Source organism: Synechococcus sp. H60.1 (genome assembly GCF_047462335.1).
In the GTDB taxonomy this organism is placed as follows: Bacteria; Cyanobacteriota; Cyanobacteriia; order Thermostichales; family Thermostichaceae; genus Thermostichus.
Window position 1 is genome coordinate 1 of record NZ_JANSJA010000073.1, and the last position, 15,124, is coordinate 15,124.

At 60.1% G+C, this 15,124-nt stretch carries 10 protein-coding genes, 1 tRNA gene and 1 pseudogene; 11 read left to right on the plus strand and 1 reads right to left on the minus strand.

The window, feature by feature from the left end; translation table 11 throughout:
• The 11 genes and pseudogenes from NW852_RS04360 to NW852_RS04410 all read left to right on the plus strand — a co-directional run.
• A pseudogene (locus NW852_RS04360) lies at positions 1 to 365 on the plus strand (transposase); the annotation flags it as partial.
• Between the two features lie 57 nt (positions 366 to 422).
• Positions 423 to 809, plus strand: a complete 387-nt coding sequence (locus tag NW852_RS04365) for a response regulator (RefSeq protein ID WP_414364951.1) — start codon at positions 423 to 425, stop codon at positions 807 to 809.
• The gene (locus NW852_RS04370) at positions 806 to 1,171 is read left to right on the plus strand and encodes a response regulator transcription factor (protein ID WP_414364926.1); all 366 of its coding nucleotides are present in this window, start codon (positions 806 to 808) and stop codon (positions 1,169 to 1,171) included. Before NW852_RS04365 ends, NW852_RS04370 begins: the two co-directional genes overlap by 4 nt.
• A 110-nt stretch (positions 1,172 to 1,281) precedes the next feature.
• Entirely contained in the window at positions 1,282 to 1,800 is a 519-nt protein-coding gene (locus NW852_RS04375) for a CheW domain-containing protein (RefSeq protein WP_414370821.1), read from the plus strand.
• Between the two features lie 334 nt (positions 1,801 to 2,134).
• Positions 2,135 to 4,570 carry a methyl-accepting chemotaxis protein gene (locus NW852_RS04380; RefSeq protein WP_414426488.1) on the plus strand — a complete coding sequence of 812 codons (2,436 nt, stop codon included), beginning with the start codon at positions 2,135 to 2,137 and terminating at the stop codon, positions 4,568 to 4,570.
• 179 nt (positions 4,571 to 4,749) lie between these two features.
• Positions 4,750 to 10,098: a response regulator gene (locus NW852_RS04385; RefSeq protein ID WP_414426489.1), complete on the plus strand. Its 5,349-nt coding sequence runs from the start codon at positions 4,750 to 4,752 to the stop codon at positions 10,096 to 10,098.
• 119 nt (positions 10,099 to 10,217) lie between these two features.
• A complete protein-coding gene (locus NW852_RS04390) occupies positions 10,218 to 10,877 on the plus strand; it encodes a DUF305 domain-containing protein (RefSeq protein WP_414364932.1) in 660 nt (219 codons plus the stop codon).
• A gap of 190 nt (positions 10,878 to 11,067) precedes the next feature.
• On the plus strand, positions 11,068 to 12,615 hold the full coding sequence (locus NW852_RS04395; RefSeq protein ID WP_414370827.1) for an apolipoprotein N-acyltransferase: 1,548 nt from the start codon (positions 11,068 to 11,070) through the stop codon (positions 12,613 to 12,615).
• Between the two features lie 88 nt (positions 12,616 to 12,703).
• Positions 12,704 to 12,776: transfer RNA gene (locus tag NW852_RS04400), tRNA-Thr, on the plus strand.
• Positions 12,777 to 12,935: 159 nt separating this feature from the next.
• Complete coding sequence (gene cbiT / locus NW852_RS04405; RefSeq protein WP_414364935.1) at positions 12,936 to 13,541, plus strand: precorrin-6Y C5,15-methyltransferase subunit CbiT; 606 nt, start codon at positions 12,936 to 12,938, stop codon at positions 13,539 to 13,541.
• A 186-nt stretch (positions 13,542 to 13,727) separates the two neighbouring features.
• Positions 13,728 to 13,940, plus strand: a complete 213-nt coding sequence (locus NW852_RS04410) for a hypothetical protein (RefSeq protein WP_414364937.1) — start codon at positions 13,728 to 13,730, stop codon at positions 13,938 to 13,940.
• A gap of 310 nt (positions 13,941 to 14,250) precedes the next feature.
• On the opposite strand, the gene NW852_RS04415 is transcribed toward NW852_RS04410, so the two are convergent.
• On the minus strand, positions 14,251 to 14,652 hold the full coding sequence (locus tag NW852_RS04415; protein ID WP_414364939.1) for a septal ring lytic transglycosylase RlpA family protein: 402 nt from the start codon (positions 14,650 to 14,652) through the stop codon (positions 14,251 to 14,253).
• Positions 14,653 to 15,124 lie beyond the last annotated feature (472 nt).

Genomic DNA, 15,124 nt, shown 5'->3' on the forward strand with positions numbered 1-15,124 from the left:
CAGTGAGGCCTACGGCCCGCTAGCGCGAGGGGCGTTCTCCCAGTGGAGACAGTTTCTGGAGGACAAGGCAGCAAGAGCGGGGGTGAAGGTGGTGTTAGTATCGCCTGCCTACCCTTCGCAAACTTGTCACCGGTGTTTGTGGCTTGGGCAACGGGAAGGGAAGCGTTTTCGTTGTGTCAACCCGGCCTGTGGCTGGGAAGGGGATGCAGATCTCAACGGTGCTAACGGGATTGCCCTTTTTGGGGGCCGCTGTAAACCGGCCTGGAGATCCGTGGTTGGCTTGCCAACTGCAGGGCTACCCTTCGCGTCAGCGGCGCGTAGCGCTTAAGCCCGCTCGGTACCGCTTAGCGGTCGGAGTCGGGTAGTTTACGCAGCCGCTAGAGTTGACCAGACCCGCAAAATACAACAGGAGCGAGATGACCATGAGCAAAGTGCTGGTGGTGGATGACAACCGTACCTACCTAGAGACTATTGCCAACCTGCTCTCCGAAAACGGGTTGGAAGTCTCCACCGCGATGGACGGTGTAGAGGCGATGGACATCATTCGTCAGCAGAAGCCCGACGTGGTGGTGCTGGACATCGTCATGCCTCGCATGAATGGCTACGAAGTGTGCCGGGAAGTGAAGGGAGATGAAAGCACCAAGCACATCCGCATTGTCGTGTGTTCCACCAAAGATCAAGCCTTTGATATCGAGTGGGCTAAGCGCAATCAAGCCGATGCCTATGTAACCAAACCTTTCAAGCCTCAAGAGCTACTAGCTACCATCAAACAGCAGTTGCGGGAGATCAAGGAGACCAGACAAAAATGAGTCGCGTCTTGGTGGTGGAAGACAGCCAATCTCAGCGGGAGATGATCAGCAAGTTGCTGCAGGAAAACGGCTTCGAGGTGATGACGGTGGGAGATGGGGTGGAAGCCATAGAGGCGGTGAAGCAAAACAAACCCGACCTGATTGTGCTTGACATTGTCATGCCGCGTATGAATGGCTACGAGGTGTGCCGTCTCCTCAAAGCCGACCCGCTCACCCAAAAAACCCCGATTGTCATGTGTTCTTCCAAAGGGGAAGAGTTCGACCGCTACTGGGGGCTCCGCCAGGGAGCAGATGCCTATATTGCCAAACCTTTTCAGCCGCAGGAACTGGTGGGTACGATTAAGCAATTACTGAGAGGCTAGGAACCGCCCATCCTGCCTCTATGCTTTCCGGCAGAGCCCAAAAGGGCTCTAGGCCCTGGGCAAGGGAGCGGTGGCCACCTCTCCACAGACCATCAATACGGGGGAGCGTCATGCTGGGGGATCTGGACTTATTGATGGGGGATGAGACCCAAGAATTGCAGGAAATAGAGGCTCCTGAGGGAGAGCTTTTCCTAAAATTCAAGGTTGCTACTGGGGAGGAATTTGCGTTGCCCGCGGTATCGGTTGTGGAGGTGATGAGCATCGGCCCCGAGAAAATTACCCCCATGCCGAATGTCGCCCCAGTTCTGCTGGGCACTCTGAACTTGAGGGGCGAAATCATCTGGGTTGCGGATCTGGGCCAGTTTTTGGGGATCAGCCCGCCCCTCAACCTCGACCGCGCCGAGCTCCCTGTGGTGGCCGTAATGGATCAACAGGATTTGCTGATGGGCCTGGCTGTGGATTTAATTGTGGGCATGGAGTGGCTGAAGACTGAGTCGGTGCGGCCTGTCCTCGTGGCTCCTGAGTCGATAGCTCCCTTCTTGCGAGGGGAATGGGTGGTGCCTGCGACGGGAGCCCGCTTGCCGCTGCTGGATCAGTCGGCCATCCTGAGATCCGACCGTTGGGGGTGAGGAATGGCTAGCCGCCAGTTCGGCAGAAATGCGGAAATGTATAGTTTCTATCGTAGTCAATCTCCAAAGCCATTCACAATGGAAAGAATGGAGCCGATCTTGTTCCCTAGAGATTTGCACCAGGCCAGCCGGGGAGCATGGCTGTGCTACCCCAATGTTTTACGGAAGGAGGGCAAGAGCCCATTCTTTGTTGGGAGCAGGGCAGCCAGTTGGGAGAGGTAACCCATCTGTAGCCCAACAACTCTAAAGGGTTTGGGCGGGTTGGTGTTGGGTGAGTTCTGGGCATTTGGGTTGAAGCAGCAACAGAGATAGCCAAGCAGGGAAAGGAGGGTCCATGGTTTCGAGCGCGAACAATCAGAGAGACTTTACCGAGGCGATGGTCGCCTTTTGGCAGGGAGACTACGTCGAGGCAGTGCGGTTGTTCAACCAGGTAGCCGCTGCTCAGCCGCAGGATACTGCTGTCAAGTTGCTGCTGGCTTCGGCCCAGAAGCAAGCGGGGCAGTTGCTGGAAGCCCGCCATACCTACGATACCATCCTCAAGACGGCCAGCGATCCTGAGGAGCTGGAGTCGGCCCGCAGGGGCCTGGAGGAGCTGTTGCAGATGGCGCCGGAGCTGGCGGACGTCCCCTCTCCGGTGCAGGAAGGCAACCTCCAACCTCAAGGGGAGTTCCCACCTCAAGCGCAGGAGGCGGCTCCCTTTCCCCAGTTTGAGTTTGAGGGAATGGGGGAACAAGAGGCCGACCCTTTTGCTCAGGATCCCTTCTCGATGGGAAGCGACGGCTTTGCCGCTGATGAGATGACTTTTGGCGAGGAAGAAAGCTTTGCGGCTCCTTTTGAGACAAGGCTAGAATTGGAGCCGGCGGATCCGTTTGCCTTCTCTCACCCGCTGCCCGCTAACCCTCAGGTAACGCCACTGAGGGTTCCAGGCGGGACCGACTTGCAAGCAGGCAGGGAGCAGCCTCAGACAGGCCCGGCAGTCGATGACGATTTTGCCTTCCTCAACGAATTCGACCAGCAGCACCTCCAGGATTCAGGCAGCGATTTTATCACGCAGTTGGCTAGCGATGCGGACTTTCCCGAGGAGATGGGCTTCTCCCTACCCACTTTTGCGGAAGAGGAGGTGGGATCCCTAGAGGAGAGCTTGCCAACAGAATTGGCTGCCCCCATGAGTGAGCCGATCCCTGCCCCCGAAGAAGACACGACCAGCGTTGCCTCCGCCCCTTTCGAGCTCGATGAGCTGGACCGTCTGGATCGCGAACTGGCCGGCATGGATGGCAGCGAGCCGGCGGCCTTTTATCCCGAGGAGGGCAAGACAGGAGAGACGGGTAAAACGGTACCAAGCTTGCCTACGCTCACTGTTCCTCTCCCTAGCCTATCCGGGCAGGAACTGCCTAGCCGACTGACGGCCAATCAGTTGACGCTGGCGCTGATCCAAGGAGCTGTGAGTTTGGCTGCTGGCTTGGTCATCGGCCTTGGGATCCCGGCCAATGGGGGAGCTCGCTGGATTGGGGGGGTCATTGGAGGGGGAGTTGTCGGCGCAGGAGTTGGGGCTGTACTTGCGGCTAGCAGTGCCAAACGCATTCACTCCACTGCCCAAGAGCTGTCCAACCACTTCGCCGCCCTGGCCCAGGGGAATTTTTCCGTAAGAGCAGAGGCGAGAGGAGAGGACGATCTGGGTCGCTTGGCCAACAGCTTTAACCAAATGGCCGCCGCCCTTGAGGCCCATTTTGCCGATCTAAGCCAGCGGGCCGCCGAGCAAGGACAAGCCAAGGAAGACTTGCAACGGCAGGTAATTCGCCTCCTGGATGATGTGGAGGGGGCAGCCCGTGGAGACTTGACGGTGCGGGCGGAGGTCACTGCCGATGTGCTTGGCGCCGTCGCCGACTCTTTCAACCTGACCATTCGCAGCCTGCGGGACATCGTGATCCAAGTGAAGCGGGCCGCCGCTGCTGTCAACGACGCTGCTTTGCAGAATGAGGACTTTGCCCGCAGCCTCTCTGCCGACGCCTTGCGCCAGGCGGAGGAAATTTCCAACTCCCTCAACTCCATTCAGGAGATGACGGAATCAATTCAAGAGGTGGCCAACAACGCCCGCGAGGCAGCCAATGTCACTGCCCAGGCCACAGAAGCGGCTGCCCGGGGTGGAGAAGCGGTGGATCGTACGGTGGCCAGCATCCTGGAAATTCGGGAAATGGCAGCAGAGACAACCCGCAAGGTGAAACGCTTGGCGGAATCCTCGCAGGAGATCTCCAAGATTGTGGCTTTGATCTCACAAATTGCTTCGCGCACCAACTTGCTTGCCCTCAACGCCAGTATTGAGGCCGCTCGGGCCGGCGAGGCGGGACGAGGCTTTGCTATCGTGGCGGATGAGGTGCGACAACTGGCCGACCGGGCCGCCAAGGCTTCAAAAGAGATTGAGCAGATTGTGCTGCAGATCCAGTCGGAAACCAGCAACGTCATGACAGCCATGGAGGAGGGGACGCAGGTGGTTATAGAGGGAACAAGGCGGGCCGAGCAGGCCAAAAACAGTCTGGATGAGATCATCGAGATCAGCCACCAGATCGACGGATTGGTGCGGGCGATTTCTCAGGCTACTGTGCAACAAACGGAGACCTCCCGCGCTGTAGCCCATCTCATGCAGTCAGTGGCGCTGACAGCCAACGAGACGTCCGAGGAGGCGCAGAAGGTAGCCAGCTCGCTGCAACAGTTGGTGAGCATCGCTCGCGAGCTGCAAGCTTCTGTCGGTCGCTTCCGGGTGGGGGATGAATGAGCAAATTTGCTCGGTTCGCGGGCATCCTAGGGACAAGGATCCCGATGGGAAGCTGCCGCGCTTCAGGGACATCAGGATCCCTCTGTCGCAAAGCAGAATTCGGGCATGGGAAAGCTTCCCCTGTCCGATCTGTTACTACTGATATGAGTACCTGTGGGCTGTAGGAGGAACCTCCTGCCATGAATGAAGAAGCACAAAAGCGGATCCTCAGTTACTTCATCGAAGAAGCCCGCGACCACTTGGCCACGATCGAGCAGGGGCTCCTCAGCCTGCGGGACAGCGTGAGCGATCCTGAGCTGATCAACGAGTTGTTCCGAGCTGCCCACTCCATCAAAGGCGGAGCAGCCATGCTGGGCCTCACCAGCATTCAGCAGACTGCCCACCGCCTAGAGGATTTCTTCAACGTGTTTCGCTCTCGCCTGGGCGAAGTGCCGGTGGATCAGCACTTGGAGACGCTGCTGCTGCGAGTTTTTGATGGGCTGACGGCGCTTTTGGACGAGCTGCAAAGCCCTCGCGGTCTCACCCAGGAGTTCAGCAACTCGACGCTGGCGGAACTGGAGCCAGTTTTTCAGGAGACTGAAAACTACATTCAGAGCCTTCTCGGCGCTGGCCCTGTCTCTAGACCTGCTCCGGCTGCCCCCCCGCCACCAGCAGCCCGCACTCTACAACAAGAGATGGCGGAAGTGGTGCCGCAGCAGTTGCGGCAGATGTTGGAGCTGTTCAAGCGCGGGGATCAGCCGGGCGTTCGCGAGCAGTTGCTGGCGGCCAATGCTGTTCTCAAGCAGATCGGGCAAGTGCATCATCTGGTGGGCTGGCAACAGTTAACCGAAACCTTCGAGCAAGCCCTGGGCAACCCCGACGCCGATCTGCGAACGTTGGCGTTGGTTGCCTTGCGGGATTTGAAGCAAGGGCAGCAACTTGTCTTGGCGGGGAGAGCCGAAGAGGTGGCGGCTTCGGCGGAATTGCAGCAACTGGCTCACCCTGTGGCTCCCGCTGCACCCCCAGATCCTTTGGAGGTGGTGGTTCATCAGCGGATCCCAGCCCTGTTGCGCCAGATGCTGGAGCTGTTCAAACGCCCCGATGACCCAGCTACGCGGCCCGCTTTGCAAAGCTTGGTTCAATCGCTCCAGGAGGTGGGAGAGGCTGAGTCTGTGGATCTGGGTGGCTGGACAGCCCTAGCCCGCCTAATTGGCGAGATCTTGGCGGATCCCGCCCAGGATTTGCGGCAACTGGCTCTGCCGGTTCTGCGAGATTTGAAACAGGCTCACCAGGCTCTGGCCAGCGGAGCAGCGCATACCATCCAGCCCTCCTCTGAGTTGTTGGCCTTCCGCCCTGTGCCGCCGGCCCTTGAGGAGCCAGGGATCCCCACCTCCTTCGACCTGGGCCCTGTTGGAGAGCCAGAGCCACTCTTCCGTGAACCCGCGAGCACGGCTGCCCCAGCGGACTGGGCGGCTGCTGGGATCCCGGCAGAAGAATCCTCTGCAGCCGAGGGGAGCCAGGAACCTGGATCAGAAGAGGCGACCCCCGTCGAAGCAACCCTGCAAGCGGAGGGGTCGGAGAGCGTGGAGGCGGCCTGGGATCTGCTGGTCGGGCAGCCGCCGTCCCCTTGGGAGATGGACGGTGTCCTGGCAGGCGAGGAGAGCCCAGGGCTGAGCTGGTCGGAGATGTCCACCGAGACTTTGACCGAGGAAGACTGGCAAGCAGCCGCCGACCTTGCCCAAGAGGGCGTCGCCGCGCCGGAAGAAGCTGCAGCAGTACTCGACGGGTCGCAGGACAGGCTAGGCTTTGGCTCAAGCGACTTCGAAGCGACTCCTTTAAGTCTGGAAGCAGAAGCCTCCTCTGCCTTTGACGAGCTGTTTGCCAACGCAGAGCAGCTATCCGATATTGAGGAGCCACCGCCGGAGCTGATCCCTCCTTCCCCTGAGCCTTTCTCGCAGGTGTTCGAGGAGCTGAGCCCAGAAGAGGGGAGAGGGGAAACGGATTTGGCGGAGCTGTTTGCCGCAGTAGTGGACGAAGCAGCAGCAGAGCTGGCCTCTGTCGAGCCTACCGAGCTGAGAGGGGCCGAGGAAACAAGTCAGGCCGTCTGGGATGTCCCTCTGGCGGCCCAAGTTGCTGCGGCAAGCCTCGAGGAAGCCCCGGCTGCAGACGAAGCTGCAAGTGCCGGAGTGGAGGCCTTGTTCGAGCTCGAGGAGCTTGCAGTAGAGAGTTCTCCTCTGCAGGAGCTGTCCCAGTTGCCTGACCTTGGGGCTGCTCCCGACAGTGGGCCGGAGGCAGATCTCTGGGTAGAGGAGTTGTCTTCGTCCCTCCAGCCGATCCCTGGGGATGGGGAGGCGGCAGCAGACTTGCGGGCCGAGTTCTCTGCCGACCTCTGGCCTGAGGACTTTTCTGTTCCCGATGAGACGGGATCCCTGACATTTTTGGACTCTGCTGCTGAAGGCAGCCTGGAGGGCCTTGTCTCGGCAGCGGATCAGGCCTGGTCGAGCCTAGAAGAAGCCAGCGAACCTTCCACATCTTTCGAGGCGGCTCCTGAACTCTCTTTTGGCATCGCCGACTTTGGCGTGGCCGCAGTTGAGCAGCTTGAAAACCTCTTCGCTGAGGAATCTTCGCCTGCTTTGGAGGGATTTGCCGCTGCGCCGGAGAGCGTCTTGGCCCCTTCCGATGAGCCGACGGCAGCGGAAACCCCAGACCTGGGGGCGAAGCTGGGCCTAGCCGATCTCTTCGCCGGGGAGACACTGGAGGACGCCCCGGGCACTGGGGATGCGGCAGAAGCCCAGGACTGGGCTCTTTTGGAGAACCTCTTCCCGGTTCAGGAAGGAGCTCTCTATCCGGAGGGGCAGCCCGCGGAGTCCTTCGACCGCCTCGAGGCTCTCTTTGCCGAGGAGCCTGATACCGAAGGGCTAGGTGCGGCGATTGGGGGATCCCTTTCGGCTCTGGATACCGATGGCGACGGCCAGGTGGATCTGGATGAGCTGAGCCAGTTCCTTGCTGAAGCGGCGAGCACCCAAGAAGACCTACTCCCCGACGCCGCCGTCTCCCTAAGCAACACAGAAGCTTTCCAGGCAAGCAGTCTGGCTGAAGTGTCCCTGCCCGAGCCGCTTGTGGCTGCCCCAGAGCAGGACAGGGATCCTCAGCCGGCAGAGGACGATCTGGCCAGCCAACTGGAAAGCCTGTTCACAGAGGATGAATTCTTGGCTGCCCAGAGCGCGACCGTTTCCCCAGATGAGATGCGGCCCTTGGAGGAAGAAGCGCCGGAAGCCTCTCCTGCCCCAAGTTTGGACGATTTGGCTGCCCTCTTCGATGCCGCCGAACCAGCGGTGCCGCCTGAGCTGGAAGAGGTCATCGCTCCTATTGTGGGATCCCCTGCAGCCGTGAGCAGCGAGGTCGCCGATGATTTCGCAGCCCAACTGGAATCCCTCCTAGGCGATCTCGAGGTTGCCCCCCAGGCCTCTGCAGCAGCGCCGGCGCCTTCTCCGCCCGCTGTTGCCACTGCCCCGGCAACTCCCGCTCCGGCAACAGCCGCCCCCACGGCACCGGCTACCCCAACCCCACCGACCCCACGGCGATCTGCTCTCAGCAACCCTGTGATGCGGGTGGAGGTGCGCCACCTCGACTCCATCAACAACTTGGTGGGAGAGCTGGTGGTCATCCGCAACAGCATGGAGCAAAACCAAACTCGCCTGCGCCAGTTTCTGGATGGCCTATTGGGCCGGGTGCAACAGCTAGGGGAGCTGGGCCAGCGCATGCGGGATCAGTACGACCGCTCGTTGCTGGAAGCGGCGCTGTTCTCCAGCCGCAGCAGCGCGGCAACGGTGGGGTTCGGCCGGAACGGCGAGGAATCTACTCGGGGGCGGGTGGGGCACTCCATAGGCCAAGAGTTCGACAAGTTGGAGATGGATCAGTTTACGACCTTCCACACTCTGGCCCAGGAGATCATTGAGCTCATCGTGCGGGTACGCGAGTCTTCCTCCGACATCGAGTTTGCGGTGGATGAGGCAGAGCAGATCACCCGCCAATTCCGCCAGGTCACCACCCAACTGCAAGAAGGCCTGAACCGGGCGCGCATGGTGCCCTTCGCGCAAATTGCCGACCGCCTGCCCCGCGCCGTCCGTGATCTCTCCATCAAAACGGGCAAACAGGCCAGCCTGGTGGTGGAAGGCCGCGACACCCTCATCGACAAAGCCATCCTGGAAGAGCTTTCCGACCCGATGACCCACCTGGTGAACAACGCCCTGGTGCACGGGATCGAGCCCCCTGAGGAGCGGCGCCGCTTGGGCAAGCCCCCTGAAGGCAAGATCACCGTCAGGGCCTTCTACCAAGGCAACCAGACAATCATCGTTGTCGCCGACGATGGCGCCGGCATCCCGGTGGAGAAAATCAAGGCCAAGGCGCAAAGGCTGGGGCTGCTGTCAGAGCAGGCAACCGAAGACGAAGTATTCAACGTCCTCTTCCACCCCGGCTTTAGCAGCCGTGAGGCCAGCGAGGTGGACGACCTGGCCGGGCGGGGGGTTGGCTTGGATGTGGTGCGCCGCAACATCACCGATCTGCGCGGCAGCATCCAAGTGGATTCCGTGCGCGGCAAAGGCACCACTTTTACCATCCGCCTGCCGCTTACCTTAAGCATTTCCAAGGCGATGGTGTGTGTCAGCGACAAAGCCCTGATCGCCTTTCCTCTCGACGGTGTGGAGGAAATGCTGGATGTTCCCGTCGATGAGGTGCAGCCGGATGAACAGGGGCGGCCCTCCATTCCCTGGCGGGATCAACGCCTTCCCTTCCAACCCCTCTCGAATCTGTTGTCCTACAGCCGCAGCCACAGCCGCAGCCGCTCCGAGGTCTACAGCGTTGCCCAGGATGAGGGCATCATCCCCATTGTTGTCCTCCAAAGTGCCGGCCAGTACCTTGCCCTGCAGGTGGACAGCTTTGTGGAAGAGCAGGAAATCGTGATCAAGCAATTGCGCGGGCCTGTGCCCAAACCACCTGGCATTTCTGGGGCAACGGTGCTGGGCAATGGTCGCGTGCTGCCCATTGCTGATGTCCTTGAACTGGTGGATATGGCCCAAGGCCGCCGTCGCGATCTCAGCCGCCTCTGGGCAGAGCGTCGTGCTGCGGAGCCACGTGCCGAGGAAACCCATCAAACCACGGTGCTCATTGTGGATGACTCGATTGCGGTGCGGGAGCTGCTCTCCATGTCCTTCCAAAAGGTGGGCTACCGGGTGGAGCAAGCCCGCGATGGACAGGACGCCTGGGAAAAGCTTCGCGGTGGCTTGCGCTGCGATCTCATCTTCTGCGACATCGAGATGCCGCGCATGGACGGCCTGGAGTTGCTCTCCCGCATACGGGCAGACAGCAACCTCAAGCATATTCCGGTAGCTATGCTTACCTCAAGGGGGGCAGAACGGCACCGGCAGACAGCCCGGGAGCTGGGAGCCACTGCCTACTTCACCAAGCCCTACTTGGAGGAAGAGTTGTTCAGCGCTGCCGCTCGCATGTTGCAAGGGGAGCAGTTGTTGGCACCCAACCCCACTTCCTGAACTGGCGACGCCAGGGGTGCCCAGATGGGGGCACCAAGCTAAGGGATCCCACTCTGGCTGGCAGGGTCGCCAAAGGGCTTGACTCTAGAGGGGACTGGAGGGCGTAGGATATTGACCTGTTGTCCTCGGAAGAAGCGGTGATGCGCCTAACTGTCTGGGCTCTCATCCTGGCTGGTGGGCTTGTCCTGGACACTCTCTGGGTTGGCAGGGAGCTGGAGCCAGAGGCAACTGCTCATGAGAACAAGGGAGAGCTCTCAATCGATAGAGCTCATCGGATTAGCCTAGGCCCTGCCGACGAATCCTTCGATCTGCGGTTTCTGGATGCAATGATCCTCCACCATGAGGGAGCGGTGAGCATGGCCGCAGAGGCTCTGCAAAAATCCCGGCGGCGGGAAATTCTTCAGTTGGCCAGGGCCATTGTGGCAGCGCAAAGCCAAGAAATCAAGCAGATGCAAGGCTGGCGGCTGAGTTGGTACCCGCAAGCTCCCCAGGAGCCCGTGATGTGGCATGAGGAGATGGGCCACCAGATGACCATGACGCCGGAGATGGCTGCCGCCATGCGCATGGATACCGACCTGGGATCCGCTGACCCCAAGTTTGACCTGCGCTTTCTGAAAGCTATGATTCAGCACCACGAGGGGGCGCTAGCTATGGCCCAAGAGGCTCTGGAAAAATCCAAGCGCCCTGAGATCCGGCAACTGGCAACAGCCATTGTTACCACCCAGCAGGTAGAGATTGAGCAAATGCGGGCCTGGCAACAGCGGTGGTATCCGCAGTAGGGCCTCTGGGATAGTTTGCAGGCCTCAGCAGGATCTGTAAAGATGAGGGGATGCGAGCAAGGCCGGCTCTTGCTGCTGTCCCCAGTACCCAAGGGGTTCTCCTGCATTGCCAATGGCTCTGGAGCTGCCCTCCCTCCCTCAACAGTTAGATTTGCTCTCACCGGTTCGCCAAAACCCGGGATCCCGATGGTTGGAGGGGTTAACCGTTTTGCTGCTGTGCCTGGGATCCCCCAACCGCTGGTTGCACTGGTTCCCAGGGGCACTGCTGGGCCTAGCGCCCCTGTTTCACCTTTGCGAACAACGACAGGGGTGGGGGCGCTGGCGTTTGGCCTATGGCCTGTGGTTTTGGGTGTGCCTGTACGCCTTCTGGGTGGATCCCTTCTCCCTTCAAGTGCTCAGCGCCTGGGAGATCCTAGGGGGAGCAGTGGTGGCCCCCCTGATCCCTCTGTTTTTCACAACGGCCACAGTCTTAAGTTTGCAGTTGAGCCAACCACTTCCCCCCTGGGCCCGTCCCCTAGGGGTGGCCACGGTCTGGACAGGGCTGGATGGGCTGCTGGGTCTGCTCCGCTGGCCGATTCCCTTCCACTGGGGATCCCTGCTCTTTGACTGGCCCCTCGGGATCCAAATTGCCGATCTCACTGGGATCTGGGGAGTGACCTTTTTTGCTGTGTTCGTCAACGGCGTGGTTTGGCAGCTGGCCGAGCAGCTCCGCCGCCAGTGGAGGGCGGAGGGATCCTTAAGGGGAGCACTTGGCGCTGGGGCCAAGAACCCCGCTATCCGGCGCACGCTGGCCTGCAGCCTAGGTCTGGGGGGGCTAGTCTTGGCCTACGGCAGCCTACGGCTGGCCTACTTTGATGCTTTGGCGGCGGAAGGGGCTCCCAGCTTTCGCGTGGGGGCGGTGCAGCAGGTGGCCTGGCTGGAGGCGGATCGCAGTTGGGACTACCGCAGCGAGCGCTACCGGGAGCTGCATCAGCTTTCGGCCCAGGCGGTGGCCGAGGGGGCGCAGTTGGTGATCTGGCCGGAAGGAGCGCTGCGGGCCCGGTTGCTGAACACCCCCCTGCAACCCTATGTGATCGAGCCGATGCAAGCCATCCTCCCCCCGGAAGGGGCCTTGATTACGGGAGCCACGGAGCCGGATCCCCGCACAGCTCACCTGCCGGAGGAGGAGCAACGGTTTTTCAACACCGCCCTCCTCTTTGACGCCCGGGGCCAAGTGCTGGATTGGTTTGGCAAGCAGTGGATCTTCCCCTACTTTGAGTCAGGGCGCTACGTGCCCTCCCCCGATGGCTATCGGCCGCTGGCGGGAGGAGAGCTGTTTGGGCCTTTGGGGGTGATGATCTGCCTGGAGAGCGTTCTGCCTGCCCCCAGCCGAGCTCTGACCCGCGCGGGAGCCGAGTCCTTGATTGTCATCTCGGACGATAGCTGGTTTGGCAACAGCCACTGGCCGCTGCTCCACGGGCGGCTCTCGGTTTTCCGGGCGGTTGAAAACCGGCGCAGCGTGGTCTTCGTCAACAACACCGGCGGCAATCTAGTGGTGGATCCCTCCGGTCGAATGCAACGGGTGGGCCCGATTTTTCAGCGCGGGGTGGTCAGCGGAGAGGTCAGGCGGCAATCTCAGGTCACCTTCTACACGCGCACAGGCGACTGGCTGGCCTGGCTGACCTTGGGTCTCTCTTTGGGATTGTGGCCCTGGGGATCCCGAGCAAGGCAAGGATGCGCTAGGATAGATAGGCCTTAACACGAATCCAAGTCGGCTTTCCCGTCCCCCGTTCCCAGTTTGCGCTGCTGAACTGGCCGAACAAAGGGATGTGGGGGTATCCAAAATTGCTGATGTAGCTCAGTCGGTAGAGCAGCTCACTCGTAATGAGCAGGTCATCGGTTCGAGTCCGATCATCAGCTTTGGAGCTTTGTGTGGCCCTCACGGGGACTTCTGCCCTAGGTTGGCCTAGAGCGGGGATCCCCTCTCCCTGCAGGAGGACATAAAGAGCATAGCCAGTCGGTTGGGCCTTCGCCTTATGCTGAGGAAGATGGCCATTTTCGCGGCAGCGGTCTTTGGCGATGGCAACCCCCTTCTCTTGGCCCTACCGCACCCCAGGGATCCCGGACTCTGCCTTTGAGCGGATCCCGGGGATCCCGATGAGCCCCCGCGAGGTGCGCGTGCTGGTGCTAAGCCAGTTGCGCTTGGGGGAAGACCACTGCCTGTGGGATATCGGCGCCGGGACAGGCACCATCGCCATCGAAGCGGCCATTCTCTGCCCCAAAGCTCAGGTGATCGCCATTGAGCGAGATGCAGAGGTGGTCAGCCTGATCGAGAGCAACTGCGAGAAATTCGGCCTCAACAACGTGCAGGTAATCCAGGGCACTGCCCCCGCTTGCTTGCACCAGCTCTCTCCGCCCCCCGATCGCATCTGTATCGAAGGCGGCCATCCCCTACGGGAGATCCTGGAGGCCTCCTGGAACCATCTCAAGCCCAACGGCAGGATTGTGGCAACCACCAACTCTCTGGAGGGGCTCTACGGCCTCTCTACCGGGCTGGCTGCCGTGCGAGCTCATCATGTGGAGGTGATCCAATCGGCCGTGAACCGCCTGGAACACCGCGGTCGCACCCAACTGTTGCTGCCTTTGGATCCCACCTTTGTGTTAAGCGGGGAAAAATCCAGCTAAATCTCATAAGAAATCGTTTACATTTTTTGCAAATTCCTTCGAAAAGTAATGGGCTCAAGAAAATTGAGCTAGCCCAAGCTCTCTCGAGATGGGCAAAGCACAAACCTTAAGCTATGCCGATATTTCTAGATTGCAGACTTCCATTTGCTCTTATACCAGAGACAGAGAGCTGCGGATCCCAGGGCCATGGATGGATTGCGACACCCCTTTCCCGAATCACGAGAAGTGAGGCTGCGACAACTATTGATTCGAGAGCGCTGGCCGGAAATGCTGAAGGGCTGCCGGGCCTGCATCCATTGGGACGACTTCAAGCGACCCGAATGCTGCGGCGACTGTGGCATTGGCGATCGCCGCAGACAAGAAGCAGAAAACCAGCCCAGCAAATCTTCAGGCATTTAGCTTAATCGGCGGGAAGCCCCGCACTGTATTGGTGAATTGTGTTGGCTCAAGAGCCAATCAGTGTCGCGATGAAAGCCGTTCGTGCTGCAATTGAGGCGAACAAGTTAAATCTTTGGAGAGTTTCTCGCCGTGGGTCGCACGGTGGCAGCACGCTGAGACCTCTGTACAAACAAGTCTGTGAAGCGTGAAGCCCGTACTCTATTTGATGAGTTGTGTTTACTCAACGAAGATGAGTGTCGGGAGTCGTTTATCCTGGGCAGATTCTCCCCATCGGGAGCCGACTCTAGTAGTTATTTTTGCCCAGCAATTTCTACCTTAGGCTCATCAAAAGGCCGGAGAGAGGAACTTCCTGGGGAGGCAACAGACGCACCTCTACTTTCGCCACTCCCTGCTCATAAATGCCTAGCTCACGAGCGGCAGCCGTCGAAATGTCCAGATCTCGACCGCGAACAAAGGGGCCCCGATCCAGAACATCCACCACCACTCTGCGCCTGGGATCCTCGGGATTGGTCAACAACAAGCGCGTGCCAATGGGCAAAGTGCGATGGGCGGCAACAAAGTCCTGCTCAGGTCGAAAGACGCTGCCATCCTTGAGTCGATTCCAGCTCTGGCCAGGAGGCAATTGGCCATAGTGGCTCACCACCATGTGTTCCCCTTCCCCTGGAACAGGCGGCAACAATGCAATCAAAGCACCGGTCAACCAATCGATCATCCGTTTTTCCTCGTCAAAGTCTCCCAAAAACGTGTCCGGGAATACACTGACGAGCCCCACCGATCCCGGGTTCCCCAGAGGGATCCTTCGGCTGAAGTCAGTAGGCTTGGGTGGGGGCAATGCTCCTAGAATCCGGCCCGGCTCCGTGGGGCGAGGGGATCCCGGAGAAATGCAAACCACTGTATCAATTTCTACATAGTTCTCTACATTCTGCAGGCTTCATTAGGGGCTGAGCTAGAGTGTTTCCAGCAGGCTCCTGGGGTGGGCTGCCTTTTCAGCTAGAAACCGCAGGAGCCCCGCCCTGTACCCCCGTATACGGGGGGAGGGGGGCCGGTCAGGGCCGGGAGGAATGCGGACGACGGATAATTGTGACATGGCCCAAGTCCTGACTATCTCCTGCAAGCTCAAGGTGTCTGTGTCGCAAGCCGCCAAGCTGGAGGCGACACTTGATGCTTTTGCGCGAGCCTTGCTC